This window comes from Amycolatopsis sp. NPDC104775 (genome assembly GCF_055583325.1).
On record NZ_JBVJOE010000009.1, the window covers coordinates 344,228 to 371,186 of the forward strand.

The 26,959-nt window shown below is 70.3% G+C and carries 21 protein-coding genes and 1 riboswitch; of the genes, 13 read left to right on the plus strand and 8 right to left on the minus strand.

The genetic code is table 11. The features are described 5' to 3' along the window. Nucleotides 1–57 precede the first annotated feature (57 nt). Genes cbiE through ACZ63D_RS34270 form a run of 6 tightly spaced genes read left to right on the plus strand, consistent with a single transcriptional unit; the run spans nt 58 to nt 7,466 of the window. A complete protein-coding gene (gene cbiE / locus ACZ63D_RS34245) occupies nt 58–1,206 on the plus strand; it encodes a precorrin-6y C5,15-methyltransferase (decarboxylating) subunit CbiE (protein WP_465358454.1) in 1,149 nt (382 codons plus the stop codon). Beyond that, a complete protein-coding gene (gene cobM / locus ACZ63D_RS34250; RefSeq protein ID WP_465358455.1) occupies nt 1,203–1,964 on the plus strand; it encodes a precorrin-4 C(11)-methyltransferase in 762 nt (253 codons plus the stop codon). The genes cbiE and cobM overlap by 4 nt, the downstream gene beginning before the upstream one ends. Beyond that, nucleotides 1,961–2,971, plus strand: coding sequence for a Gfo/Idh/MocA family protein (locus ACZ63D_RS34255; RefSeq protein ID WP_465358456.1), 1,011 nt, complete (start codon nt 1,961–1,963; stop codon nt 2,969–2,971). Before cobM ends, ACZ63D_RS34255 begins: the two co-directional genes overlap by 4 nt. Continuing rightward, nucleotides 2,968–3,696, plus strand: a complete 729-nt coding sequence (locus ACZ63D_RS34260) for a cobalt-precorrin-6A reductase (protein WP_465358457.1) — start codon at nt 2,968–2,970, stop codon at nt 3,694–3,696. The genes ACZ63D_RS34255 and ACZ63D_RS34260 overlap by 4 nt, the downstream gene beginning before the upstream one ends. Next, nucleotides 3,693–4,352, plus strand: coding sequence for a 5,6-dimethylbenzimidazole synthase (gene bluB, locus ACZ63D_RS34265; RefSeq protein WP_465358458.1), 660 nt, complete (start codon nt 3,693–3,695; stop codon nt 4,350–4,352). Before ACZ63D_RS34260 ends, bluB begins: the two co-directional genes overlap by 4 nt. An 18-nt stretch (nt 4,353–4,370) precedes the next feature. Then, complete coding sequence (locus ACZ63D_RS34270; RefSeq protein WP_465358459.1) at nt 4,371–7,466, plus strand: arabinosyltransferase domain-containing protein; 3,096 nt, start codon at nt 4,371–4,373, stop codon at nt 7,464–7,466. Between the two features lie 168 nt (nt 7,467–7,634). Here ACZ63D_RS34270 and ACZ63D_RS34275 read toward each other — a convergent pair whose 3' ends face one another. The 3 genes from ACZ63D_RS34275 to ACZ63D_RS34285 are packed head-to-tail and all read right to left on the minus strand — an operon-like array spanning nt 7,635 to nt 10,893. Beyond that, entirely contained in the window at nt 7,635–9,152 is a 1,518-nt protein-coding gene (locus ACZ63D_RS34275) for a precorrin-2 C(20)-methyltransferase (protein ID WP_465358460.1), read from the minus strand. Further along, entirely contained in the window at nt 9,149–9,772 is a 624-nt protein-coding gene (locus ACZ63D_RS34280) for a precorrin-8X methylmutase (protein WP_465358461.1), read from the minus strand. The genes ACZ63D_RS34275 and ACZ63D_RS34280 overlap by 4 nt, the downstream gene beginning before the upstream one ends. After that, nucleotides 9,769–10,893, minus strand: coding sequence for a precorrin-3B synthase (locus tag ACZ63D_RS34285; protein ID WP_465358462.1), 1,125 nt, complete (start codon nt 10,891–10,893; stop codon nt 9,769–9,771). The genes ACZ63D_RS34280 and ACZ63D_RS34285 overlap by 4 nt, the downstream gene beginning before the upstream one ends. Nucleotides 10,894–10,989: 96 nt before the next feature. On the opposite strand from ACZ63D_RS34285, the gene ACZ63D_RS34290 reads away from it, so the two are divergent. The 5 genes from ACZ63D_RS34290 to ACZ63D_RS34310 all read left to right on the plus strand — a co-directional run bounded on the left by ACZ63D_RS34290 (nt 10,990) and on the right by ACZ63D_RS34310 (nt 19,280). Continuing rightward, entirely contained in the window at nt 10,990–11,895 is a 906-nt protein-coding gene (locus ACZ63D_RS34290) for an ABC transporter ATP-binding protein (RefSeq protein WP_465358463.1), read from the plus strand. After that, nucleotides 11,892–12,746 (plus strand): ABC transporter permease, encoded by an 855-nt coding sequence (locus ACZ63D_RS34295; RefSeq protein WP_465358464.1) that lies wholly within the window; start codon nt 11,892–11,894, stop codon nt 12,744–12,746. The genes ACZ63D_RS34290 and ACZ63D_RS34295 overlap by 4 nt, the downstream gene beginning before the upstream one ends. A 6-nt stretch (nt 12,747–12,752) precedes the next feature. Then, nucleotides 12,753–12,992: a helix-turn-helix transcriptional regulator gene (locus ACZ63D_RS34300; RefSeq protein ID WP_037354504.1), complete on the plus strand. Its 240-nt coding sequence runs from the start codon at nt 12,753–12,755 to the stop codon at nt 12,990–12,992. A 67-nt stretch (nt 12,993–13,059) separates the two neighbouring features. After that, nucleotides 13,060–13,135: riboswitch (cobalamin riboswitch) on the plus strand. A gap of 52 nt (nt 13,136–13,187) precedes the next feature. After that, complete coding sequence (gene cobN / locus ACZ63D_RS34305; protein ID WP_465358487.1) at nt 13,188–16,793, plus strand: cobaltochelatase subunit CobN; 3,606 nt, start codon at nt 13,188–13,190, stop codon at nt 16,791–16,793. 1,266 nt (nt 16,794–18,059) lie between these two features. Beyond that, on the plus strand, nt 18,060–19,280 hold the full coding sequence (locus ACZ63D_RS34310; RefSeq protein ID WP_465358465.1) for a chitinase: 1,221 nt from the start codon (nt 18,060–18,062) through the stop codon (nt 19,278–19,280). Nucleotides 19,281–19,359: 79 nt separating this feature from the next. On the opposite strand, the gene ACZ63D_RS34315 is transcribed toward ACZ63D_RS34310, so the two are convergent. The 5 genes from ACZ63D_RS34315 to ACZ63D_RS34335 form a co-directional block, all read right to left on the minus strand. Continuing rightward, the gene (locus ACZ63D_RS34315; RefSeq protein WP_465358466.1) at nt 19,360–20,466 is read right to left on the minus strand and encodes a dihydrofolate reductase family protein; all 1,107 of its coding nucleotides are present in this window, start codon (nt 20,464–20,466) and stop codon (nt 19,360–19,362) included. Nucleotides 20,467–20,498: 32 nt separating this feature from the next. After that, nucleotides 20,499–21,731, minus strand: a complete 1,233-nt coding sequence (locus tag ACZ63D_RS34320) for an aldehyde dehydrogenase family protein (protein ID WP_465358467.1) — start codon at nt 21,729–21,731, stop codon at nt 20,499–20,501. Nucleotides 21,732–22,314: 583 nt separating this feature from the next. After that, on the minus strand, nt 22,315–22,530 hold the full coding sequence (locus tag ACZ63D_RS34325; protein WP_465358468.1) for a hypothetical protein: 216 nt from the start codon (nt 22,528–22,530) through the stop codon (nt 22,315–22,317). Between the two features lie 43 nt (nt 22,531–22,573). Continuing rightward, nucleotides 22,574–23,290: a M50 family metallopeptidase gene (locus ACZ63D_RS34330; RefSeq protein ID WP_465358488.1), complete on the minus strand. Its 717-nt coding sequence runs from the start codon at nt 23,288–23,290 to the stop codon at nt 22,574–22,576. Between the two features lie 207 nt (nt 23,291–23,497). Further along, nucleotides 23,498–24,424 carry a DNA-3-methyladenine glycosylase family protein gene (locus ACZ63D_RS34335; protein ID WP_465358469.1) on the minus strand — a complete coding sequence of 309 codons (927 nt, stop codon included), beginning with the start codon at nt 24,422–24,424 and terminating at the stop codon, nt 23,498–23,500. Between the two features lie 166 nt (nt 24,425–24,590). Here ACZ63D_RS34335 and ACZ63D_RS34340 point away from each other — a divergent pair, with 166 nt between their 5' ends. Then, nucleotides 24,591–25,352 carry a class I SAM-dependent methyltransferase gene (locus ACZ63D_RS34340; protein WP_465358470.1) on the plus strand — a complete coding sequence of 254 codons (762 nt, stop codon included), beginning with the start codon at nt 24,591–24,593 and terminating at the stop codon, nt 25,350–25,352. A 37-nt stretch (nt 25,353–25,389) separates the two neighbouring features. Beyond that, entirely contained in the window at nt 25,390–26,712 is a 1,323-nt protein-coding gene (locus ACZ63D_RS34345; RefSeq protein ID WP_465358471.1) for a M20 family metallopeptidase, read from the plus strand. Nucleotides 26,713–26,959: the final 247 nt, after the last annotated feature.

Consider the following 26,959-nt stretch of genomic DNA (forward strand, 5'->3'; position numbering starts at 1 on the left):
TGGGTCGGCGTCCGGCCGATCATCGCACAGCGAAGCCTTCGCTTAGGGTGGGAAATCGTGCGCGAAGAATCACGCCTGACGGTGGTCGGGATCGGGGCCGACGGGTGGGCCGGGCTCGCTCCCGCGGCCCGGGACGCCGTCCGGCGGGCGGACGTCGTGCTCGGTTCGGAACGGCAGCTGAAATCCCTGCCCGCGGACCTCCGGACCCAGTCCTGGCCGAGCCCGCTGCTCCCCGCGCTCGACGACATCCTGGCGAAGCAGACCGGCCGGGTTTGCGTGCTGGCCAGCGGCGATCCGTACTTGTCCGGCATCGCCACCACCCTCCGTGACCGCGGCTATGCGCTCGACGTCCATCCAGCGGTCTCCTCAGCCACGCTGGCCCGCGCGCGCCTCGGCTGGTCCTTCGAGGAAACCGAGGTCGTGACGGTCGTCGGCCGCGCCGTGCACCGCGTCGCGCGAGCGCTGGCCCCCAACCGGAAACTGCTGGTCCTGGGCGGCTCCGCGACAGAACTGCGCGAGCTGCTCAAAGCCCGCGGCTACGGCGATTCCTCCCTGACCGCCTTGGAAGACCTCGGCGCGGACGACGAACGGATCACCGACGGCTGGACGCACGACCCCGGCCCGCTCACCGTCTTCGCCGTGCTCTGCCAAGGCCCCGGCCTCCCCCTCACCGGTCTCCCCGACGAGGCCTTCGAACACGACGGCCAGCTCACCAAACGCGACCTCCGCGCGTCCGCCCTCGCCCGCCTCGCGCCAGCTCCGGGAGAACTCCTGTGGGACGTCGGCGCGGGCGCGGGCAGCATCGGCATCGAATGGTCCCGCGCGCATCCGCTGAACCGCGCCGTCGCGATCGAACGCGACCCGGCACGCGCCGAACGCATTCAGCGCAACGCCAATGCCCTTGGCGTACCGGAATTACAGGTGGTCACCGGCCCGGCGCCCGAGGCGCTGGCCGGGCTCCCCCGCCCGGACGCGATCTTCATCGGCGGAGGCTTGACCGTGCCCGGCGTCCTCGACCAGTGTGTCGAAACCGACGCCCGGATCGTCGCGCACGGTGTCACCCTCGAAGCCGAGCAGATCCTGGCCGCCGCGTACGCCCGGCACGGCGGGGAACTGCAACGGATCTCCGTGGAGCACGCGAAACCGCTCGGCGGCTTCACCGGATGGACGCCGTCGCGAGCAGTCACGCAGTGGAGCTGGAAATGACCGTTTACTTCATCGGCGCCGGACCGGGCGCGGCCGACCTGATCACCGTGCGCGGCCGCGACCTGCTCGCCCGCTGCCAGGTGTGCCTGTATCCGGGCAGCATGACGCCGACCGACCTGCTCGCCTACTGCGCGCCGGACGCCGAACGCGTCGACACCGCGAACCTCAGCCTGGACGAGATCACCGCGAAACTGGTCGAAGCACATCGAGCCGGACATGACGTCGCACGGCTGTGTTCGGGAGATCCGTCGCTGTACAGCGCGGTCGCCGAGCAGGTCCGGCGGCTGGAACCGGAAGGCGTGCCGTACGAGATGGTGCCCGGGGTTCCGGCGTTCGCCGCGTCCGCCGCCGTGCTCGGCCGCGAACTGACCGTGCCGGGCATCGGGCAAAGCCTGGTGATCACGCGCGCGCAGGCGAGGTCCACCGCGATGCCGGAGGCCGAAACGCTGGAGAACTTCGCCCGCACCGGCACTACTCTCGCGCTGCACCTGGCCATCAACCACATCGAGCGCGTCACCGGAGAACTCGCCGGGCACTACGGCGAGGACTGTCCCGCCGCTGTCGTCGCGCTGGCCAGCCAGCCCGGCGAAACGGTGGTGCGCGGCACGCTCAAGGACATCGCCGGACAGGCGCGGGCCGCCGGAATGACCCGTGCGGCCACGATTTTCGTCGGCCGGGTGCTCGCCGCGGGCGGATTCCCGGACAGTTTCCTCTATTCGAGCACCCGGGACCGGGCGAGCCAACCGGAGTCGTTGTGACAGATCTGCGCTGGGGCCTGCTGGCCACCGGGACCATCGCCGCCGAATTCGCCGCAGGAGTCGAGCAAAGCCGCCACGGCGTGCTCGCCGCGGTGGCTTCGCGCACTGCCGAACGGGCGCGCGATTTCGCGGCCAGGTACGAAATCCTGAAGGCCTACGGCAGTTACGAAGAACTCCTCGCCGACCCGGACGTCGACGCGGTCTACGTCGCCACTCCGCACGCGCAGCACGAAGAATGGGCGATCCGAGCCGCCGAAGCGGGCAAGCACGTGCTGTGCGAGAAGCCGCTCACCCTCACCGCGGCCGACGCGGAGAAGGTCATCGATGCCGCGCGCCGCAACGACGTTTTCCTCATGGAAGCGTTCATGTACCGAATGCATCCGCAGACGCGACGGCTGGTCGAGCTGATCGAAAGCGGTGCGATCGGCGAGGTCCGGGCCGTGGACGTCACGTTCAGCTTCGACTCCGACGAGAACGACGCGGCCCGCCTCGGCGACCCCGCGCTCGGCGGCGGCGGAATCCTCGACGTCGGCTGCTACTGCACCTCGCTGGCCCGGCTGGTTTCGCAGGCCGCGACCGGAATCCCGGCCGTGGAGCCGACGCGCGTCACCGGCATGGCACGGCTCACCGAAAGCGGCGTCGACGAGTTCGCGATGGGCCTGCTGCGACTGCCCGGCGACATCATCGCCCAAATGTCCTGCGGCTATCTGCTCACGCAGGACGACCACATCCGGATCTACGGCACCGCCGGTCAACTGTACGTGCCGAAGCCCGCGTGGATCCACGAGTTGCGCGCTCCGGGCGTTTCGACGATCGTGCTGACGCCGTCGGACGGCGAGCCGGAGGTCATCGAAATCGAAGCCACGCAAGGGATTTACGCCCGGGAAGCGGATTACGTCGCCGCGCACGTCGCGGACCGGCAGGGCCCGGAACTGACCTGGGCGGAAACGCTCGCCAACCTGCGCACCCTCGACCGGTGGCGCTCGGCCGTCGGGTATGGGCGATGACCGTCCTGATCCTGGGCGGCACCGCCGAAGCCCGCGATCTCGCCGCCCAGTTGCACGAACGCGCCGTCCCGGTGATCTCGTCGCTGGCCGGACGCGTCACGCGACCACGCCTCCCGGTCGGCGAGGTGCGGATCGGCGGGTTCGGCGGTGTCGAAGGACTCACGGCCTGGCTGCGCGAACACAGCGTGCGGGCGGTGGTCGACGCCACACATCCGTTCGCGGAACGCATCGGCGCCAACGCTTTCCACGCCGCGCAAGCTGCTGGCATTCCCCTCCTGCGGCTCGCCCGCCCCGGCTGGCAGCCGGCCGGCGACGACCGCTGGCACTGGGCCGACGACCTCGAAGAAGCCGCCGCGCTGCTGCCCGGCCTCGGCACCCGGGTGTTCCTCACCAGCGGCCGCCAGGGCTTGGCCGCGTTCGCCGACCTCGACCCGCTGTGGTTCCTGATCCGCTGCGTCGACCCGCCTGGCCAGCCGCTGCCGCGCCAGCACGAGGTCGTGCTCGACCGCGGCCCGTTCCGCCTCGACGGCGAACGCGCGCTGATGACCGAACACGACATCGACGTGCTGGTCACCAAGGACAGCGGCGGCGCGATGACCGCCGCGAAGCTGACCGCCGCGCGGGAACTCGGCCTGCCGGTGGTCGTCGTGCGCCGCCCGCCCCGGCCGTCCGCAACGGAAACCGCGGACGTAGCCGCCGCTGTCGAATGGGTGCTCAGCCAATGAACGAGTTGTTCTACGACGTCCTGCACCGCCGCCGCGACGTCCGCGCCGAATTCACCGGCGAACCGATCGACGACGCCGTGCTCACCCGGGTGCTCGAAGCCGCGCACGCCGCGCCGAGCGTCGGGATGAGCCAGCCGTGGGACTTCGTCCTGGTCCGCGACCCGGACGCGCGCGAGGAATTCGCCCGGCACGTGCACGAGGAACGCGACGTGTTCGCCGCCTCCCTGGACGGCGAGCGCGCGGAGACGTTCTCCAGGATCAAGGTCGAAGGCATCCGCGAATCGACCCTCGGCATCGTCGTCACCTACGACGAGCAGCGCGGCGCCCCGGCGGTGCTCGGACGGCACGCGATCGCCGACGCCGGGCTGTACTCGGTCTGCCTGGCGATCCAGAACCTCTGGCTCGCCGCGACCGCGGAGGGACTCGGCGTCGGGTGGGTGAGTTTTTACCGCGAACCCGTGCTCGCGAAGCTGCTCGGCATCCCCGCCGGGATCCGCCCGGTGGCCTGGCTTTGTGCAGGACCGGTAACGAATCTGGCCGAGGTCCCCGACCTCGAACGGCACGGCTGGCGCAGCCGCGCGCCGCTGGCCAGCGCGGTACACCACGAGCGGTTCACGCCCCGGGACGAGGGGTCAGCGCAACCGCGTCAACCATGACCCAATAGATTTCTTCCAATGCGTCCGATTGCCGTAGTGCTGGGGTTGCTTTCGGCGCTGTGCGCCCTGGCCTATCCCTTCCTGCCGGTCGTGCAGGACACCGCGGAAGTCGTCTGGCCCACCGCCTCCGACACGCGTGCCGTCAACGCGCCCTTGACCGGGTACTGGGCCCAGAACCTCAAGGCCGAGCTGCCCTGCGAGACGATCCGCTCGCTCGACGCGCGCACGAACGGCCCCGCGCTGCTGTTCTCCACCGTCCCGGACGGGCGCACCGGCAAGCACGCGGCCAACGGCGTCGGCCTGCAGCTGCGCGTCGACAACGGCGTGCTGCTCGCGTCCAGCCAGGGCCAGCAAATCTCGCAGCAGCCGCTCCCGCAGACCGGCTGCTCGGTCACGCTCGACTCGGACGCGACCCAGATGACGCTGTCGGTCGGCAAGACCCCGATCTTCCACACCACCGGCGACGTCCGGCCGCGGGTCCTCGGCATCTACTCCTCGATCACCTCCGCGCGCGACCCGATCGCCGGGCTGCACGTGTCGGTCGTCCCGGACACCCGCTACCAGACCTCGCCGACCACGCTCAAGCTCGTCGTCGGCATCCTCGCCGCGCTGTCGTTCCTCGGCTGCCTGATCGCGGTCTGGCGGATGGATTCCGGCTTCGCCCGCCGCGCGCCGCGCTGGGCCCCGGTCGGCTGGTGGCGGCTGACCGGCCGCGACGCGACGGTCTTCGGCGTGCTCGGCGCGTGGGTCTTCATCGGGCCGGTGACCTCGGACGACGGCTACATCCTCACCATGGCCCGGGTCACCGAGGCCACCGGGTACCTGACGAACTACCACCGCTGGTTCGGCGTCGCGGAGGCCCCGTTCGGGTGGTTTTACCACCTGTACGAGCTGATGACGCACGTCAGCACGGTGCCGCCGTGGATCCGGCTGCCCTCGTACCTGCTCGGCGTGATCAGCTGGCTGCTGATCAGCCGCGAGGTGATGCCGCGGCTGGGCACCCAGGTCCGCCGCAGCCGCGCGGCGGGCTGGGCCGCCGCGGCGGTGTTCCTGGTCTGGTGGATGCCCTACAACAACGGCGTCCGGCCGGAACCGGTCGCCGCGCTCGGGTCGCTGCTGGCGATCTGCGCGGTCGAACGCGCGCTGGTCACCCGCCGCCTGCTGCCGCTGTGCCTCGGCCTGACCGCGGCCGCGTTCACCCTCGCCGCGACGCCGACCGGGCTGATCGCCGTCGCGCCGTTCCTGGTCGCCGGGAAACCGCTGTTCAAGCTGGTCCGGCAGCGGTCGGCGAGCGGCTGGCTGCCGATGCTCGCGCCGATCCTCGCGTCCGGCTTCCTGGTGCTCGTGGTGATGTTCGCCGACCAGACGTTCGCGACCGTCCAGGAGGCCACCCGCATCCGCACCGCGGTCGGCCCGAACCTGTCCTGGTTCCAGGAACTCGCGCGGTACCAATTGCTGTTCGAGAACCTGCCGGACGGCTCCGCGCCGCGCCGGTTCCCGGTGCTGCTCGTGCTGCTCTGCACGGTCACCTGCCTGGTGGTGCTGCTGCGCCGCGGCCGGATCCCCGGCGCGGCGCTCGGGCCCAGCCGCCGGCTGATCGGCACCACCGCGCTGTTCTTCCTGCTGCTCGCGCTGACCCCGACGAAATGGACCCACCACTTCGGCGCGTTCGCCGCGGTCGGCGCGTCGATGGCGGCGCTGACCGCGCTGGCGACCAGTTCGACCGTGCTGCGCTCCAACCGCAACCGCGCGGCCTTCCTCTCGGTGCTGCTGGTGGTCGGCGCGCTCGCCGCGACCGGGCCGAACACCTACTGGTTCGTCTCGCGGATCGGCGTGCCGTGGACGAACGTCGCGCCGTCGATCGGCGGCGTCCCGCTGTCGACGATCCTGCTCGGGGCCGCCGCGGTCGCCGGGATCTACGCGTTCGTGGAGAACGTCCGGGCGCACCGGCCGGGCCCGGCGCTGACCCAGCAGGAAGGCCGGAGCCGGTCGCTGCGGCTCGGCTCGCTGTCGCTGGTCGTGGTGTGCGGCCTGGTCGCGGCGGGCGAGATCTACACGATGGGCGCGGCGATCTACTTCCAGCGCGACAGCTACAGCCTGGGCGCGGCCAACTTCGGGCACCTGTTCGGCAAGAGCTGCAACCTGTCCGACCACGTGATGGTGGAACGCGACGCCGCGAAGAGCATCCTGCACCCGCAGCCCGAGCAGCGGACCGTGCCGGAGAAGCCGGTGACGCAGAACCCGCCGAACCCGCTGCCGAACCCGGACCAGGACAACGGCCGGGTCCAGACCGGCTTCCACACCAGCCCGGTCGACGACAAGGACCCGCTGGCAGAACCGCCGCACGGGTTCAAGCAGGACCAGGTGCCGATGTGGAGCAGCTACCTCGACACCACGACCCGCGCCGGACGGCTGCGCAGCGACTGGTACGCGCTCACCGACCGGACCGAGAACGGCCAGATCGTGGTCGCCACCGCGAGCCAGCCCCGGCGTCCGACGTCGGTGAGCCTGGAGTACGGCGTCACCACCCCCGAAGGCGTGCGCGTGCTGCGCGGCCAGTTCGCCCTCCCGCCCGGCGCGGGCACCGGCGGCTGGAACGACACCCGGATCAACCTGCGCGACCTGCCGCCGGAAACCACGTCGGTGCGGATCGTGATGGTGGACAACGACCTCACCGAGGACGGCTGGATCGCCGCCTCCGCCCCGCGCGTGCCGACCTTCACCACGCTCACCGACAAGCTCGCGGGCAAATCGGTGTACATCGACTGGCCCGCGTCGTTCGTGTACCCGTGCGCGAACCCAGTCACCTCGCACGACGGCATCTCCGCGATGCCGGACTACCGGATCACGCCCGGCCAGCTGGCCGACGAGGCGAAGTGGGCGTCCAGCACCAACGGCGGCCCGAACGGCTGGCTCGAAGAGATCGCGGAAGAGCCCGAGGTGCCGAGCTATCTGAACGGGCAGCCGTACCAGTCATGGGGACAGCTGCTGCAGATCGAGCCTTACACGACCGGGGTGGCGCCGACGGTGCGGCACGGGGAGAAGACGGTGTGGGGCTGGTGGTCGCCTGGACCGGGGCCGTCTCAGCCGAACGGCAAGGACCCGACTCGGTAGCGGGTAATCCGGCGGCGCACCACGGGACTTGCCGCGAGCCGCGGACGCTGGCCAGCGCGAATTCGCCGACGTGACGCGCCGGACGCCCCGGCGAGAAGGACCGGCGCGAGGCGCGGCTGGAGATCCAACCAGCCACCTCGCCGAGGCGGAACGGCTGCTGCGGAAAGGTCAGGAATAACTCCGCGGCGTCCACACGATCGACCGCCCGTCCGGCCCTTCCTCCACCACCGTGCGCGAAGAACCCACGATGAGCAGGCACCGCATGTCCACAGTAGACGGATCCAGCTCGCCCAGCGTGGTGACCCGGACGTCCTCCTCCGGCCCGCCGACATCCCGGGCGACCACCACCGGCGTCCCCGGATCCCGGTGCCGCAACAGGACTTCCCGCGCGTTAGCCAGCTGCGTAACCCGAGTCCGCGAAGCCGGGTTGTACAGCGCCAGCACCAGATCGGCCGCGCCAGCAGCGTCCAGCCGGCGCTCGATGATGTCCCATGGCTTCAATCGGTCCGAAAGGGACAGCACACAATAGTCATGCCCCAGCGGTGCCCCGACCCGCGACGCAGCCGCCTGCGCAGCCGTCACCCCGGGCACGATCCGCACTCGCGCACCGGCCCCGTTCCCGGCCGAAACCTGTTCCAGCACCGCCGAAGCCATCGCGAACACGCCCGGATCCCCGGACGACACCACGGCCACCCGCGCGCCCGTCGCGGCCAGCTGCAACGCCTCGACCGCCCGGTCCGCCTCGACCCGGTTCCCCGACGCGTGCCGCTGCTGCCCCGCTCGCTGCGGAACCCGTGCGACATACGGCCCGTAGCCGACGATGTGGTCCGCCGCCGCCAGTTCCGCCGACGCTTCCGGCGTCAGCCACTCCGGCCCGGCCGGACCGAGCCCGACGACCACGACCTCGCCGCCTTCCACCGGCGCCGACGGGACCGCCGCAACCGCCGGTTCACCGTCCACACGCGACTTGTAAGCCGGACTTGGCAGCAACGCCAAGGAGAAATACGGCACCGACTCCGGATCGACGTCCGCGAACGGCTCCACCCGCTGCTGTCCCCAGGTCGCCCGCTCGATGTACCAAGCGTCCTCGAGCTTGCCCGACTCCGCCAGCGCCTCGCGGACAGAACCGAAGGTACGGCCCAATTTCAGCACGGCCGCCGCTTCGGTGTCCGCCAGCCGCCGCGCCAATTCGGGCGCTGGCAACGTTCCCGGCAACACGGTGAGCACTTCGTCGCGCTGCACCAGCGGACGGCCGAGCACCGACGCCGCCGCGCTCACCGACGTCACGCCGGGCACCACCTCGGCCTCGAACCGTCCGGCAAGGCGCTCGTGCATGTACATGTATGAGCCGTAGAAGAACGGATCGCCCTCGCACAGCAGCACCACGTCCCGTCCGGCGTCGAGGTGCTCGGCGAGCTTTTTCGCGCTCAGCTCGTAGAAATCGGCGATCGCGCCCTCGTAACCGCCGGGATGGTCGGTGGTCTCGGTAGTGACCGGGTAGACCAGCCGCTCTTCCAGCTGTCCCTCGCGCAGATACGGCTCGGCCACCGACCGCGCGATGCTGCGCCCGTGCCGCGCGCTGTGGTAGGCGATGACATCCGCCTCGCCGATCAGCCGCGCCGCTTTGACTGTCATCAATTCCGGATCGCCGGGACCCAGCCCAACGCCGTACAGTCGCCCCGTCATTCGACCGCGCTCGCGATCGCGTTCACGGCGCCGACGGCCATCGCACTGCCGCCGCGACGGCCGTGCACGACCAGATACGGCGCGGGCGCCCGCTTCGCCAATTCCACTTTGGACTCCGCCGCGCCGACGAATCCGACTGGCACGCCGATGATCGCGGCCGGCGCACCGACCCCTTCGTCCAGCAGCTCCAGCAACCGGAACAGCGCGGTCGGCGCGTTCCCGATCGCCACCACCGAACCGGGCAGCCGGTCGCGCCACAGCTCCAGCGCGGCGGCCGAGCGCGTGGTGCCCAGCCGTTCGGCCAGCCCGGGCACGCTCGGGTCGTCCAAAGTGCACACGACGTCGTTCGCCGCGGGCAGCCGTTTGCGCGTGATGCCGCTGGCGATCATCTTCGCGTCGCACAGGATCGGCGCGCCCGCCTCCAGCGCGGCGCGGCCGGACTCGACCACGTCGAGCGAGTAGCGCAGGTCGTCGACCAGGTCGACCATGCCGCAGGAGTGGATCATCCGCACCGCGACGCCCGCGACGTCGCCGGGCAGGATCGCCAGGTCCGCCTCTTCGCGGATCGTGGCGAACGAGTGCCGGTAGATCTCGGCCCCGTCCCGCAGGTAGTCGATCACGAAGGTCCCTTTCTCGCCAACGCATCCGCCAACTCGGACGCCGTCGTCCAGCGTCCGTCGACACGGTAGCCGCCGGGCTCGGCGACAACGTCGCGGTGGGCGCCGGACGGCCGTCCGCACCGCCGTGCACAACCCGAGACGTGCACCCGCTCCCCGTCCGCGACCAGTGTCGCCGCGTCCGCGCGGATGTCGGCGAGAGACTTCGCACACCCCGGCGCGCCGATGCAGGCGCTAAGCTCCGCCGTCGCCGGATCCGTCGAAAGACCCGCCGCGTGCAAGCGTTCGACGTCCGCTCCGCCGGGCAGCAGCACGGAACGCCACGGCGTGACCACAGCGTCGCCGAATTCGGCCAGCGTGCGCAGCTGAGCGGCAGTCAACTGCCCGAAGCGGGGCGCGACACCCACTGCCTCGCCGCCGTCATCGCGCCGGATCCTCCCGACGGTCGGGTCGATTCGCGTCGGACGTTCCTGCGGAGCTTCGCGAGAGCCGTCCGGCAGCAGCGTCGAAGGATCGTTCAGTTCCCCGATCCGCCACGCCGAACCTCGCGTGCGCGCAAACGTTTCCGCCACCGTGAGCAGCGCGGACACCGCTTCGTCTCGCGGCACCAGCCAGCCGGAATCAGCGCCCGCCAGCAGCACCACCCCGGTCATCGGACCGACCGCGCGCCAGCACACGTCCGTGCCCACGACGTCACCGCGTCCGTCGTCGAAGCCGAACAGAAACCGGCCAGGCAGCTCAGCAAGGGCTGGCCGCGCGCACAGCTCACGATCCAGCGTCGCGGAAAGCCCCCGGACATCCGCGAGCCCGCCGCGCACCCCGCTCAACGGCGAGGCCAGCACGTTTCGCACGCGTTCGTGACTGGGCGACGGCAGCAGCCCAGCTTCCGTCAGCCGTGCCGCCAACCCGGATCGGCGCACTCCGCGCAGCTGGACATTCGCCCGCGAAGTCAGGTGGACGTCCCCGTCGCCGAGGTCTTCCGCGCAGGTTGCCAAGGCCCGCAACCGATCCGCGGTCACCACGCCGCCGGGAAGGCGGACCCGCGCGAGCGGCCCGTCCGCCGCGTCGTGCGTCGCGAAGACTCCGGGGCAGGCGTCGGCACGCACGCGGGCAGGGCTGGACATGGCCCTCACTGTAACCCGCGGCCGGTTTAACAGGCTTGCGATCAAATGTAGTACATCTGCTACATTCGATCGCACAGGCAGGATGGGGGTCATCCAATGAGAGATCAAGCGGACACCGTGCTCCGCGTCGAAGGCCTACGCATGCGGTACGGGACGAACGACGTGCTGCACGGCACGTCGTTCACCGCGCATCGCGGCGAGGTGCTGTGCCTGCTCGGCCCGAACGGGGCGGGCAAGACCACGACGATCGAAATCCTCGAGGGGTTCCGCATGCGCTCCGCGGGCGAGGTGTCCGTGCTGGGCACCGACCCGGCGCGCGGCGGCGAGGATTGGCGGGCGCGGCTGGGGGTCGTCCTCCAGTCCTGGCGCGACCACGGCAAATGGCGCGTGCGCGAGCTGCTCGACCTGCTCGGGTCGTACTACTCGCCGTATTCCACCGACCGGATCCGCCGCCCGTGGGACACCGACGAACTGATCGAAGCGGTCGGGCTCGCCGAGCACGCGGGCAAGAAGATCCGGATGCTGTCCGGAGGGCAGCGGCGCAGGCTGGACGTGGCGATCGGCATCGTCGGCCGTCCCGAGCTGCTGTTCCTCGACGAGCCGACCGCCGGGTTCGACCCGAGGGCGCGGCGCGATTTCCACGAGCTCGTGCACCGGCTCGCCGACGACGACACCACGATCCTGCTCACCACGCACGACCTCGACGAGGCCGAGAAGCTCGCCGACCGGATCCTGATCCTGTCTGGCGGCCACATCGTCGCCGACGGGTCGCCGGACCAGCTGAGCCGCCAGATCGCGGGCGAGGCCGAGGTGCGCTGGACGCTCGACGGACAGCGGTTCGTGCACTCGACGACGGAAGCGACGAAGTACGTGTACGAGTTGTTCAAGCAGCACGGCGAAGCGGTTGCCGACCTTGAGGTTCGGCGCGCGTCTCTGGAAGAGACCTACCTGACGCTTGTTCGGCGCGCGGAGTCCGGGCTGACCTCGGCAGGTGCGCTATGACGGCGACGGCGCAGCGGACCGCGGCGCGGGTGGGACTCCGCCGCGGGTTGATCGAATTCCGCCAGCAGTGGACGAACCGGGACGACCTGATCGGCCAGCTCTTCTGGCTGGCGATGATCTTCGGCACGCTGTTCTTCATGCGCGGGGCGCAGCTGCCGGGAACCTCGTTCTCGCTGGGCGCGGCGACGGTGCCGAGCGTGCTCGGCGCGGGCGTGGTGTTCAACGGCCTGTCCGCCGTCGCCGGTTCGCTGATCGTCGACCGCGAGGACGGCACGCTGCTGCGCGCGAAGGCGACGCCGAACGGAATGTCCGGCTATCTCGTCGGCAAGGTCACGACGTCCTCGCTGATGCAGGTCGCGAGCATCACCGTGATGCTGGTGCCGTCGCTGTTCCTGTTCTCCGGACTGGCCCCGGACGGGTTCTTCTCGATCCTGCACCTGCTGTGGGTGCTCGCCGTCGGCCTGGTCGCGACCATGCCGGTCGGCGCGGCGATCGGCTCGCTGATCCAGGATTCGCGGATGATGGGCCTGGTCATGCTGCCGATGCTCGGGCTCGGCGCGATCTCCGGGATCTTCTACCCGATCACCGCGCTGCCGGTCTGGCTGCAGGACGTCGCGCAGGTGTTCCCGATGTACTGGCTCGGCCTCGGCATGCGCTCGGCACTGCTGCCCGACCAGGCGGTCGTCGTCGAAATCGGGCAATCCTGGCGGCCGTGGGCGACCCTGGGGGTGCTGCTCGCGTGGGCCGTGATCGGATTGGTGCTGGCCCCGATCCTGCTGAAGCGGATGGCCCGGCGCGAATCGGGGTCGTCGGTGGCGGCACGACGGGAAAGGGCACTTCAGCGTGTGTGAGGCGCGGTGAGCGAGAACGTCTACAACCGCATCGCGGTGCTGCGCGCCGAACGCGGCATCTCGCGGCGGCAGCTCGCGGACGCGCTCGGCGTGCACTACCAGACGATCGGGTACCTGGAGCGCGGCGAGTACAGCCCGAGCCTGTACCTGGCGCTGCGGATCGCGGAGTTCTTCGAGGTCGCGGTGGAGGTGCTGTTCTCCACCGCGCCCTTCCCGCGGATCGGGGACGAAAGCAAGCCCGCGTGAGGGTCTGCTCACCTTGACGGCACGGGTGCGCCCGGCGAGAGTAAGAGCGCACACGCGTCGGCACGCGGAGGAACCCGGTGGAAATCCGGGGCGGTCCCGCCACTGTGACCGGCGGCCCCGCGGCCGCCGGCAGCCAGGAACTCCCGCCGGCGTGCCCGACGACCCGGGGCGCGGACACCCCGAGTGAGGAACGCCGTGATCCTGCTGCTGTCCACTTCGGACACCGACCTGCTCAGCGCCCGGGCCAGCGGCGCGGACTACCGGCTCGGCAACCCCTCCCGGCTTCCCCTGGCGGATCTCCCTGGGCTGCTGGAGGGCGTGTCGATCGTCGTCGTCCGGATTCTCGGGACGCCGCGGACCTGGCAGGAAGGCCTGGACACGCTGCGCGCGTCCGGAGCGCACGTGGTCGTGCTCGGCGGCGAGCAGACGCCGGACGCGGAGCTGATGAAGCTTTCCACCACCCCGGCCGGGATCGCCGCGCAAGCGCATCTGTACCTCGCGCAGGGCGGTCCGGAAAACCTCACGCAGCTGCACCGGTTCCTGTCCGACACCCTGCTGCTCACCGGCGAAGGCTTCGAACCGCCCGCCGAACTTCCGTCGTGGGGCGTGCTTTCGCGACCGGAGTCCTCGAACGACGGCCCGGTCATCGGGATCCTCTACTACCGCGCGCACCACCTGTCCGGGAACACCGGTTTCGTGCACGCGCTGGCCGACGCGGTCGAGTCCGCGGGCGGCCGGGCGTTGCCGATCCACACCGCCTCCCTGCGCACGCGCGCGCCGGAGATGATGGCCGAACTGGGCAAGGTCGACGCGCTGCTGGTCACCGTGCTGGCGGCGGGCGGCACCCGTCCGTCGGAAGCGGGAGCCGGTGGCGACGACGAATCGTGGGACGTCGCGGAAATGGCCGCGCTGGACGTGCCCGTGCTGCAGGCGTTGTGCCTGACCAGCGACCGCGAAACCTGGTCCGCCAGCGACGACGGCCTGTCCCCGCTCGACGCGGGCAACCAGATGGCGGTCCCGGAATTCGACGGCCGGATCATCACGGTCCCGTTCTCCTTCAAGGAATTCGACGACGACGGCCTCCCCCGCTACCTCGCCGACCCCGAACGCGCCTCCCGCGTCGCCCGCATCGCCCTCGCGCACGCCCGGCTCCGCCACACCCCCGCGCCGGACCGCCGGATCGCCCTGATGCTCTCCGCGTACCCGACGAAGCACTCGCGCGTCGGCAACGCGGTCGGCCTGGACACCCCCGCCTCGGCGATCAAACTCCTGCGCCTCATGCGCGACCGCGGCTACGACCTCGGCCCCGACGCCTTCCCCGGCGTCACCCCGACCGGCACCGACCAGCCGGACGGCGACGCGTTGATCCACGCCCTGATCGCCGCCGGCGGCCAGGATCCCGAATGGCTCACCGAAGAACAGCTTTCCGGCAACCCGATCCGCGTCCCCGCCGCCCGCTATCGCGAGTGGTTCGCTGCCCTGCCGGTCGAGTTGCGGGAAGCCATGGAAGAACATTGGGGCCCCGCACCCGGTTCGCTGTATGTCGACACGTCGGCAAATCCCGAGGGCGACATCGTCCTGGCGTCGCTGCAGTCCGGCAACGTCGTGCTGATGATCCAGCCGCCACGCGGTTTCGGCGAAAACCCGGTCGCGATCTACCACAACCCGGACCTGCCCCCGAGCCACCATTACCTCGCCGCATACCGCTGGCTGGAAGAGGAATTCGGCGCGCACGCGGTGGTCCACCTCGGCAAACACGGCTCGCTGGAATGGCTGCCCGGCAAGACCGCGGGCCTTTCCGCCGCCTGCGCCCCGGACGCCGTTCTGGGCAACCTGCCCCTGGTGTACCCGTTCCTGATCAACGACCCCGGCGAAGGCGCCCAAGCGAAACGCCGCGCGCACGCGACCATCGTGGACCACCTGGTCCCGCCCATGGCGCGCGCCGAGTCCTACGGCGATCTGGCCCGCCTTGAGCAACTGCTGGACGAACACGCCAACATCGCCGCCATGGACCCGGCTAAACTCCCCGCGATCCGGGCGCAGATCTGGACCCTCATCCAGGCCGCGAAACTCGACCACGACCTCGGCGTCGAAGAACGCCCGCACGACGCCGAATTCGACGACTTCCTGCTGCACATCGACGGCTGGCTGTGCGAGGTCAAAGACGCTCAAATCCGCGACGGCCTGCACATTCTGGGCGAGGCCCCGGTCGGCGAAGCGCGCGTCAACCTGGTCCTGGCCATGCTCCGAGCCCAGCAAATGTGGGGCGGCAAGCAAGGCGCCGTCCCCGGCCTCCGCTCTGCCCTGGGGCTAAAGGAAAACTCGGACGCTCCACTGTCCGAAGTAGACGCCATCGAAACCACCGCCCACACCTTGGTTTCCGCCATGGAAAACCACGCGTGGTCCCCCGCTTCGGTCTCGTCAGTAGTCACCGAAGTCCTGGGTTCCCTGGACACCGAGGTCGCCCGCGTCCTGACCTTCGCCGCCACCGAAATCGTCCCCCGCCTGGCAGGCACTTCGTCCGAAGTGGACGCCGTACTCCACGCCCTGGACGGCGGCTACATCCCCGCGGGCCCCAGCGGTTCCCCTTTGCGCGGCCTGGTCAACGTCCTGCCCACCGGCCGGAACTTCTACACGGTGGACCCGAAAGCCATCCCCAGCCGCCTGGCCTGGGAAACCGGCCAGGCCCTGGCGGATTCCCTGCTCCGCCGCTACCGCGAAGACACCGGCGACTGGCCGCGGTCGGTCGGCCTGTCCGTCTGGGGCACCTCCGCCATGCGCACCTCCGGCGACGACGCCGCCGAAGTACTGGCGTTGCTGGGAATCCAGCCAGTCTGGGACGAGGCCTCCCGCCGGGTCACCGGGATCGAACCCATCCCGCTGTCCGAACTGGGCCGCCCCCGGATCGACGTGACAGTCCGCATCAGCGGCTTCTTCCGCGACGCCTTCCCGCACGTCATCACCCTGCTGGACGACGCCGTCCGCCTGGCGGCTTCCCTGGACGAACCGGAATCCGCCAACTACGTCCGCGCCCACGTGGCCGCGGACCTGGCTCACCACGGCGACGACCGCCGCGCCACCACCCGCATCTTCGGCTCGAAACCCGGCGCGTACGGAGCGGGCCTGCTCCCCCTGATGGACTCCGGAAACTGGCGCGACGACAAGGACCTGGCCGAGGTCTACGCGGTCTGGGGCGGCTTCGCCTACGGCCGGGACCTGGACGGCCGCCCCGCGCGCGAAGACATGGAAACGTCGTACAAACGCATCGTCGTGGCCGCGAAGAACACCGACACCCGCGAACACGACATCGCGGACTCAGACGACTATTTCCAATACCACGGCGGAATGATCGCCACCGTCCGCGCCCTGACCGGCTCCGCCCCCGCCTCCTACGTCGGCGACTCCACCACGCCCGACGCCGTCCGCACCCGCACCCTGGGCGAAGAAACGGCCCGCGTCTTCCGCGCCCGGGTGGTGAACCCGCGCTGGCTCTCCGCGATGCGCCGCCATGGCTACAAGGGCGCCTTCGAACTCGCCGCGACCGTGGACTACCTCTTCGGCTTCGACGCCACCGCAGGCGTCGTGGGCGACTGGATGTACGAGAAGCTGTCGCAGTCGTACGTCCTGGACGAGGAAAACCAGCAGTTCCTGCGCGACGCGAACCCGTGGGCCCTGCGGGGAATCATCGAACGCCTGACGGAAGCCGCCGACCGGGGCCTGTGGGAAGAACCGGATCCGGAGCTGATGGCCCAGATGCGCGAGGTATACCTGACACTGGAAGGCGATCTGGAGAACGACTGAGCTCACCTCGCGCGGTTTCGCCTTGGCTGGAGTCGACCGTTGCCCAGCCAAGGCGACCGCGGCGGCCGGTTCACTGCGTGGCCGCCCTGTCAAGGAATCTCTGGTCCAGACCATGCCCTGGCGGGGTCCCGGCCATCCCTCTGGCCAGTACCCATGCCCGCCTCCGGCTGCTGCGGCGCTAGCCAGCACTCGAATTCACGCTGCTCGCACTGCCCGACGGGTCATCCGCCCCCGTCTGCCGAGGCAGCCACTTCCGTACTTCCGCCGCACCGGCTCAGCTTTCTCTCCCGACCAGTCACCGCGCAGCCAGACCCCGCGCTGAACTCCCCAACCGACCACGTCGCCGCCAGCCCGTCACCGCCAGCACTCCGCGTCCAGTCACCGAAGCCTCGACCCCCGCTCACGCAGTCCAACCGCGACACCGCGGACCCGCGCCCCTCGAAATTCCAGCCTCCGCCCGCCAGCCAGACCGCGACGGCACCCACCGACGCCCCTCGAAACGACGGCCTCCACCCACCAACCCAACCGCGACGGCATCCACCAGCATCCGCCAAAACTCCGGCCTCCGCCCACCATCCGACCGCGATGCCGCCCACCGACGTCCGCAGAAACCGCGTCACCGCCAACCCGCATCCCCCGAAACCTGGCCTCCGCTCACCAGCCCCACCACAACCCCGCCCACCGACGTCCGCAGAAACCGCGTCACCGCCAACCCGCATCCCCCGAAACCTGGCCTCCGCTCACCAGCCCCACCACAACCCCGCCCACCAGCGTCCGCAAAACCCCGGCCCCGCCGACCATCCAACCGCGACGCCGCCCACCATCGGCCGCCGAAACCCCGGCCCCACCCACCATCCAACCGTGATGCCGCCCACCGACGTCCGCCTAACCCGCTCCAGCTCCTACCGCCAAGCCCTCCCAGCCCAGCCCCGCCACCACCACAACTCCCGCCACCACCCCCGCACACGCGCGAACTTTCCCGCCGACCGGCGACCCCTGCCCCCGCCCCGCGCCGCCTGCCCGCTCCCGCCCAGTCCAACCGCACCGTCACCGCTTCCCCCTTCCGCACCGGACCACTCGCCCCAGCGGTCCGCGTCCCTTCGCGCGGAACCGTTGCGCCGCAAGGGTGAACCCGCCGCACCGAATTCCGGCATTCCCCCCGAACCAGCCGCCCGCGGAACAAGAGCAGCCGACCGCACCTTGACTTCATAATGGTCTAGTCCAATGCTTACCGCATTCATTTTCCGAATGTTCGCCGGAGGACAGATGCAGCGAAGCAGACTGGCCGCCACACTCGTCGCCGCCGCTACCGTGGCCGGGGCAGCTGCCGTCGTGGCCGCGACCGCCCACGCGCAGACCGGGACGTCGACCGGCCTCGACAACAACTGGTACGCCTCCGCGCCGTACCTCATGCCGCAGAGCAACAACCCGCCCGACCCGGTGACCGTCATGAACGCGACCGGACAGAAAGCGTTCCAGCTGGCCTTCATCCTCGCGCCCAAGGGCGGCGGATGCAGCCCCACCTGGGACGGCACCTCCCCGGTTTCCTCGGACACGACGGTCGGCGACGCGATCAACCGCATCCGCGGCAACGGCGGCGACGTGTCGGTGTCGGTCGGCGGCTACGGCGGCACGAAACTGGGTCAGACCTGCGGCACCGTCGACGCGACCGCCGCGGCCTACCAGCAGGTCGTCGCGAAATACAACCTGAAAGCCATCGACTTCGACCTCGAAGAACCCGAGTACGAAGACACCGCGGCCATCGCGAACGAACTCGGCGCGGCGAAAAAGCTGCAGGCGGACAACCCCGGGCTGTTCGTCTCGGTGACCATGCCGGGAACCGCGGCGGGCACCGGCTGGTTCGGCACCCAACTGCTGGACCAGGCGAAGTCGATCGGCTTCTCCCCCAACAACTTCTCGATCATGCCGTTCGACGGCGGGTTCACCGGCGGCGGCGCGTCGCAGGTGTCGGCGCTCGAGGCGTTCCACGGCCTGCTCCAAAGCCACCTCGGCTGGGACAGCGCCACCGCGTACGCGCACGAGGGTTTCTCGGGAATGAACGGGAAATCGGACTCGTCGGAATTCTTCAACGTTTCCGATTTCCAGACCGTGTACGACTACGCGACGAGCCACCATCTCGGCCGGTTCACTTTCTGGTCGGTGAACCGCGACCGGCAGTGCACGACGACGACCGACAACGGCGTGTGCTCGAACGTCCAGCAAAACGACTGGGACTTCACGAAGTTCACCACCCGGTTCGCCGGCGCGACCCCGCCGCAGACCACTCCGCCGACGAGCCCGACCAGTTCGACGGGCAATCCTCCGGGCACCTGCTCGGCCGCGGAATGGCAGAAAACCCAGGTCTACACCGGCGGCAACGTGGTCGCGCACAACGGCCACAAATGGACCGCCAAATGGTGGACGCAGGGCGAGGAACCCGGTACAACCGGCCAGTGGGGCGTCTGGACCGACAACGGAGCATGCTGACCGGCTAGTTTTCCCGATCGGGCGCTGCGACGCGAATTCCGCGTGGCAGCGCCCGATCTTCTCGCGTGCGCCGGACGGGTCAGGGCCGAACGCCGGGCAGGTGCGTATTCGCCCGGCGGACCTCCGAAGCCAGCGCCGGGACTTCGATCACCCGCCGTCCGGCCGCGACCAGTCGCTCGACCCCTTCGGCCTCGACGAACAACGACGGTTCCCGCCAGGCCATCACCACCCGCGGAATGGCCGTTTCGAGAATCAGCTGCGTGCAGCTTTTCGGGTGGGACGCGCGATCGCTGCACGGTTCGAGCGAGCTGTACATGGTCGCGTCGGCGAGCCGCGGGTCGTGCGGATCGAGCTTCGCCAGCGCGGCCTCTTCCGCGTGATTGCGCGGATCGCCTTCGCCGGAATGCCCAGTGGCGAGCACCGTCCCGTCCGGCAGCCCGACGACCGCGCCGACCCGAAATGTCGAACTCGGCGGGCACTCGTCGGCCAGCTCGATGGCCTGCCGCAGCCGCAGCAGATCGAGCGACGACGGCTCAGCCGTGGCGCGATACCGCAACACCGCGACGTCGCCGAGCCGCCGCACTTCCGTCAGTTCCAACGGTCGCGGGAACGCACCCGGCCCGAGAAACCGCGGCGCTCGCGGATCGCCGACCATGACCGGCGCGATCGCGAGGCGGAGTTCGTCGGCGAGCCCGGCGTCGAGGAACTGCGTGTGCACTGCCCCGCCGCCCTCGACGAGCAGCGTCTGAATGCCGCGCGCGCCGAGGTCGTCGAGGACATCCTCGAGCTGCGGCGGACTGCCGACCTCCACCACCGTCGTGACCGCGCTCAGGCTGTCCGCACTGCCCCGCGGCGCGTAGACGAGCTTCTCGGTGTCGCCGACGGTGAAGAACCGCGACGCCGGATCCAGCTTGCCGCTGCTCGTAACCGTCACCTTCACCGGCTGCTCCGGCCGCCCCGCCGCGACCCGTTCGCGGCGAAGTTCGGCGGAGCGCACGAGGAGCCGCGGGTTGTCGGCCCGGACCGTGCCCGCGCCGACGAGGATCGCGTCAGCCTCGGCGCGGAGCCGGTCGACCTCCGCGAAGTCGTCCTCGTTGGACAGGAGCAGACGGGTGCTGCCGGCGTCGTCGAGGTAGCCGTCCAGCGATTGCGCCGCGGACAGCAGGACGTGCGGCCGCCCGGTCATCGTGCCCCTCCGCTCATCGTGCTCCGGCCAGGTCAGGCGGGCACGACGGCGTACTGGCGCACGTACAGGTCGGTGTAGGTGACCGGCCCGCGCGGACCAGGCACCCGGTCGAGGTTGATGCCGGTTTCGGGCACCGCGAGCAGCTTGAAGCCGTCCAGCAGCCGGGTCGGCGCGTTCCAGAACACGCCGGTGCCGGTGTAGCCGTCGAAGAACTGCTCCGCGGCCGCCGGGTTCTCGGTCGCGATCCCCGCGGCGAGCCCGGATGTGCGCTCGTTCGCGATCTCGACCGCGTCGACGAGCCCGCCGACCTTCTCTACGGTGACCGTCGCCTCCCGCTCGGAGTCCAGCGCCCACTCGTAGCCGATCGGGTGCTCGTGCGGCGCGAGCGAGGGCGTGACGCCGCGTTCGGCCAGCGCCGACTCGATCCGCGGCCACACCGCGTCGTGCACGTCCTCGTGGATCAGCAGCAGGTTCAGCCGGTTGCAGACGCCGAGCCGGTCAAGGCTCGAGAACACCAGGTCCCGGACCTTGTCCGCATCCGCCGCGACGTCGACGTACAGCACTCCGCCACCGTCGGCGTGCGCCAGCGTCCGCACCCCGTGCACCGCGGCCTCGGTCGCCAGCGCGCGCGTGCTGTCGCCGCTCCCGCGCAGGATCACGAGCGGAACAAGCTCGGGAAGCCGAACCAGCGCCGACGCCGCCTCCCGCTCCACGCGCGGCACCAGCTGCACGACGTCCGGGTTGATCCCCGCAGCCTCGAGCGCGGGCGCGATCACGACGTCCCGCAACCGCTGCGCCGACCCCAGCGCCGCCGACCCGGTCCGCAGCACGCCACCGTTGCGCGATTTGACCAGCTGCGACGCCACATCGACCGTCACGTTCGGCCGCGCCTCGTAGTTCGCGCCGATGACGCCCACCGGGCGCCGCCGCTCGACCAGCCGCAGCCCGCCGTCCAACGTGGACACGTCGACCGACCGCTCCTGGTGCGGCGCGCTGGCCAGCAATCGCAGCTGCGCGGCCATCCCGTCGAGCCGCTCGGGCGTGATGGTGAGCCGGTCGAGAAGACCCGCGCTCATCCCGTCGGCCTTCGCCTTGGCGACGTCGGCCTGATTGGCCTCGAGCACCTCGTCCCGGTGCGCGACGAGCCGCTCCGCCATCCCGACAAGCGCCGCGTCCACCGCGTCGTCCCCGGCAGCGGCCAACGACGGCGCAGCCGCCTTCGCGGCCCGCGCACACTCCTCGACGGCCTTCGCGACCTCGTCCATCGCCTGTCTCCCTCCGGCGGCTCAACAGACGTCCAGTCTGCCGTACCCGCCCACATGGGGAGACGACGGGCTCAGCCCTCGGGACACCCGCGGCGCCAGTCTCCAGGTCGGCCACATGGTCGACAACGCCGCCGCTCACGGCCGCAGTGCCCCGGCTCGCATCGACCCGCCTCACGAACCGCCGCCCACCCAGACGACCATCCGGTCGACAGACCCGCCGCGACACCTCCGCTGACGAACGAACCGCAGCAAAGCGGACACCCACGACGTCAACGGACGCAGCCGTCGGCTACCCGCCCGACCGCGTTCAACGCCGAAGGCACCAGCTCGCGCGACAGGGAGGCCGACCGCAGCTGAGCACGCACGACCTCAACCCGCGCAGCCCCAACGCTCGGCTGCACAGCCCAGCCACCAACGGCACCACCAGCACCATCGCAGCCATCGCGCGTTCTGCCCGTGCCACCAGCCGTTCCGCCCCGGCTACCGGTCGCCCTGCTCTGCCACCAGCCGTTCGGCCTCGCCCACCAGCCGTCCTGCCCGGGCTGGTGGCCGCTCCGTCGCATCCACCAGCCGGGGCGTCCAGCTATCGGCCGTTCCGCCCAGCCGTCGGCGGCTCCACCGCAACCCGCCGTCCATGGACGTCGTCGCCGAGCACCACCGGCACCGCGCCGAGCACGATGAGCAGCGTGGTCGCCAGCATCAGGGCGGCCCGGGCGCACCCTGCACCGTCCGCCGGATCTCCGCGGCCCGCGAGCCGAACCGCCGCGACCCACTCAGCCGCACCACACGACTGAGCCACCAGCCCGCTTCACCTCACCGCGAGCCGGAACCGCAGCCACCCGTCACAACGCCAACGGCTGCAGCAACCACAGCCCGCCCGCGATGACGCAGCTCACCGTGAGCACGCCGAACACCAGCACCCACAACACCGCGGGCACAGCGGTCAATCGGCTCAGCTGATCGGCGTCGGAATCCCGCGCCTGGCCACGCCGCCGCTTGAGCTGGAGCTCGACCACCGGCCGCACCCCGCCGAACAGCAGGAACCAGGTCAGCAGATACACGAACGGCGCCTGCACCACCTTCGGCGCGACCAGAGCGACGAGCCCGAGCACGACAGCACTCGCCACCACCGTGAACACGCCATAGGCGTTGCGCACCATGATCAGCACACCCAGCAGCAGCAACGCGACCAGCACGAGCACCGCGGTGATCAGGTCAGCCCCGACGAGGCTCGCGAACAGCAGTCCCAGGACCGACGGCGCGACGTACCCGGCCAAAGCCGTGAACGCCATGCCCGGCCCCTCGGGCTTGCCGCGTGACACGGTGACCCCGGAGGTGTCCGAGTGCAGCCGGATCGACCGCAGTCGCCGTCCAACCGTCACCGCAGCCAACGCGTGGCCTGCCTCGTGCACGATCGTGATGACGTTGCGGGCGAACCTCCACGGCGTCCCACCGGCCAGCACTACCAGCAACGCGATACCGCCAGTGACCAGCGTGATGACGCCCGGCGTGTTCGCCTGTTCCAGCGCCGCACCGACTGTCCCAGTGCCCGCTGCCATGGCCACACCAGGGATTTCCCCGGTGCCCGGTCGAGCACTGAGCACAGTCGAGACGGCGAGTGCAGGCGTAGTCACGCGCACACCTCACCACAGGCCTTATTTGGCTGCTGTGAGTGCCCAGGCAACATCAGCCGACGGCGCTTCGGTATAGGCGCGGCCTCATTCCATGGCGTCTCCTTCCTGTCGATCCGCGATTTCACACACTGCTCAGTCCGTCTCCTCCCCGGACGCCGACATCCTCAGCCGGTCGAGCCGGAAAAGATGAGCGACCCACGACCGATACGGACGCCAGTCCTCAGCAAGAGGTTCAAGCTCGTCCGGCGGCGTGTCGGGAGGCAACGCGTACTCCGCGCACAAAATCCGGTGGAGCTGGGTGTCCAGCCGGGGGAAGAGATCGGGGTGCCCCGCGCCGTGCAGCAGAATCTGCTCGGCGGAGAACGCTCCGATGCCCGGGATCGCGCACAGCCGGCTCATCGCGTCGGGGATCGGCAGCGCCAGCAGCTCTTCGGTGTCCAGACGGCCGTCGGCAGCCGCCCGGGCGACAGCTCGGAGGCGGGCGAGCCGGAACGGCCCCATCGACGGCTCGTCGCCTAGCTCGGCCAGAATGTGTGGCGTGGGAAAGGAAAACGGTCCGTCTTCGCCCACCTGATGGCCATGCAGCACGGCGAGCTTTTCACGCAACCGCATCGCCTGCGTAGTCCGCATTCCTTGCATGAGCACGGCCCAGCAAGCCGCTTCATACGGCGACGAATACAGCACCGGGCGCGCCCCGCTGTGGCGCGCGTGCAGCCGCCGAACCACCGAGTCGCGATTCGCGACCTCAGCGAACCCGGACTCGTCGACATCGAGCGAAAGCATCCGGCTCACCTGCGCGACCACCCGCGCGGCGATCTCCACCGGCGCCAACACTCCGACTTCCACTGCGCCCGGGGATCTCTGCCGGATCGCGGCCCCGGCGTGGGTCCAGACCCCTTCCACCGGGAACGCCACCCGCAGCACACCCGGCTCGGCGACGAAGGATCCCGCCGGACCCGCCGCGGCGAGCCATTGCGACGCGGCGCTCAGGTCGAAGGCCCCGTGCACGGCGATTTCCCCGGTGGGCAGGTCGATCGGACGCAGGATCGGTGCGGTCATCAGTCAGTCCTCCTCGCTGGTCTCCGCGAGCCGGAGACCGTGCGGACGACGTTAGGAACAGGCACCGACAATGCCGGGCCTCGAACGCTTGATCGGGCAGATCTTCACTCGAACGAGTGGCCCGTCCATGCCGCATACTGCGGGTATCCCCATCGAGAGGACCCCCGTGCCGCACCACAGCACCCAGCAACGGCTCGCCGATCTGCTCAGCGAGCCCGCCACGACCGCCGACGGCTTCCTCGACACGCTCGGCGACGCAGCCCAAGCCGGCCCACCCACCGGGCTCACTCAGCGGCTCATGCGCACAACACTGCTGCCGCAGGTATACGAACGCTACTGGCGGCCAGTTCTAGGCCGCGTCCTCAAAGGACTCGGTGGCCCGAGCATGGCTGGCGAGGTCGCACTGGCCACCGAACGGCTCGCGCTGCGGCCAGGGCAGGTCGCGCTCGACGTCGCGTGCGGCACCGGACGATTCACGCGTGCGTTCGGCGCAGCCGTGGGGCCAGACGGGCTCGCGATCGGCTTGGACGGCGCCCGCAGCATGCTTTCGCGCGCAGTCGAAGAGACCGACTCGCCGTCCGTGGCCTACCTGCGCGCAGACGCGGTCGAGCCGCCGCTGCTTTCGTCCACTGTGGACGCTATTTGCTGCTTCGCCGCCCTGCACATGTTCGCCGAGCCGGAACGCGCACTCGATTCGTTTGCCCGGATTTTGCGTCCCGGGGGCCGGATCGTCCTGCTCACGAGCGCCCGCCGAGACTGCCAGCCGACCCGGATCGCCGACACGGCAGGAGGAATCCTCAGCGGACAACGCATGTTCGACCGAGGGGAGATCGCCGCGGGCTTGCGCGCACGCGGCTTCGACGAGGTGCGCGAACAGTACTTCGGCGTCGCTCAACTCGTCTCCGGTCGGCTGTCTGACGTGCAGTGATCCATTTCTGTCGGGGTTCGGGGATAGCATTCCCCGCATGACCCACGCCGCACCTGTCCCGCCCGACGACAGCCACCTCCGTTCCCTCGTCGAAGCCACCGCCGATGCCGTGGCCGCCGCCGAACCGCTCGGCTCCGACCATGCCGGATCCGATGCGGAAACCCGTGCTGCGGTTGAAGAAGAAGTACGGGCCCGAGCCGACGAACTCGTCGCGCTCAGCCGGGATCTGCACGAGCATCCGGAAGAAGGGTTCGCCGAACACCGGTCAGTCGGCGCGCTCGCCGAGTTGCTGCGAGCCCGCGGACACGACGTCACCGTGGGGCTGGGCGGACTGGACACCGCGTTGCGCACCGGAACGACGGACAACGGCGGACCGCACATCGCGGTCTTGGCTGAGTACGACGCGCTGCCCGGACTGGGGCATGGGTGCGGACACAATGTCATTTGCGCTGCGGGCGCTGGCGGGTTCCTCGGTGCGGCGGCAGTGGCCGAACGACTCGGCGGCCGCGTGTCGCTGGTGGGCACTCCCGCGGAGGAAGGCGGTGGCGGCAAGGAAACGCTCGCGCGCGCTGGGGTTTTCGACGATGTCGACGCGGTGATCATGCTGCATCCGTTCAGCCACGACATCGCGCTGCACCCCTTCCTCGGCAGGCGACAGCTTGAGATGGTGTTCCACGGCGTCGGCGCACATGCTTCGGCGCAGCCGTTCATGGGACGCAACGCGCTCGACGCTGCGGTGGCGGCCTATCAAGGAGTGTCCGCGCTACGGCAACAGTTGCCGTCGAGCGACCGAGTGCATGGCATCTTCACCGACGGGGGCGCCCGGCCGAACGTGATCCCCGCCCGGGCGGCTCTGTTGTTCTATCTGCGGTCGGCGAATCCCCAGACACTGCGCGATTTGGCCAGCCGGATGACCGCGATCGCCCGCGGCGCAGCCGAAATGACGGGCTGCGGAGTGGAATTGCACTGGGACGCGCAACCGGCGTACCTGCCGATCCGGTTCAACACCACGCTGGCCGGACGGTGGTCGGTCAATCAGCGGGGCACCGGGCGGAAACCGCTGCCGCCGGGCATCGTTCCGGAGTCTCTGACCGGGAGCACGGACCTCGGAAACTTGTCGTTCCGCATGCCCGCCCTGCATCCGATGATCGCGGTCTCCGGGCCGACGGTCGCGTTGCATACTAAGGAATTCGCCGAAGCTGCCGGGTCGCCGACGGGTGATCAGGCGGTCGTCGACGGCGCGCTGGGGCTGGCTCTGACAGCCGCCGACTATCTCGCCGACGCGGAGCTGCGCAAAGCCGTGCACGACGAGTTCGAAGCAGCGGGAGGGGCGTTGGACGTGCCGAGTTTCTTCGACTGACGGCGTCAGGGAGCAGGCGTGGAAGGCGATCGATGGGCCGAGAGACTGGAAGGAGGCGCGTCGGCCGGTTTGAGGGTCGGGTTGAAGCGTGGGGACGGAGTCGGCTAACGCTGCGGCTGGAGCTTTGGCGGTGGCGGCCGTCTCGGGTCCTGACGGCACGGCACGGCACGGCACGGCACGGCACGGCACGGCACGGCACGGCACGGCACGGCACGGCACGGCACGGCACGGCACGGCACGGCACGGC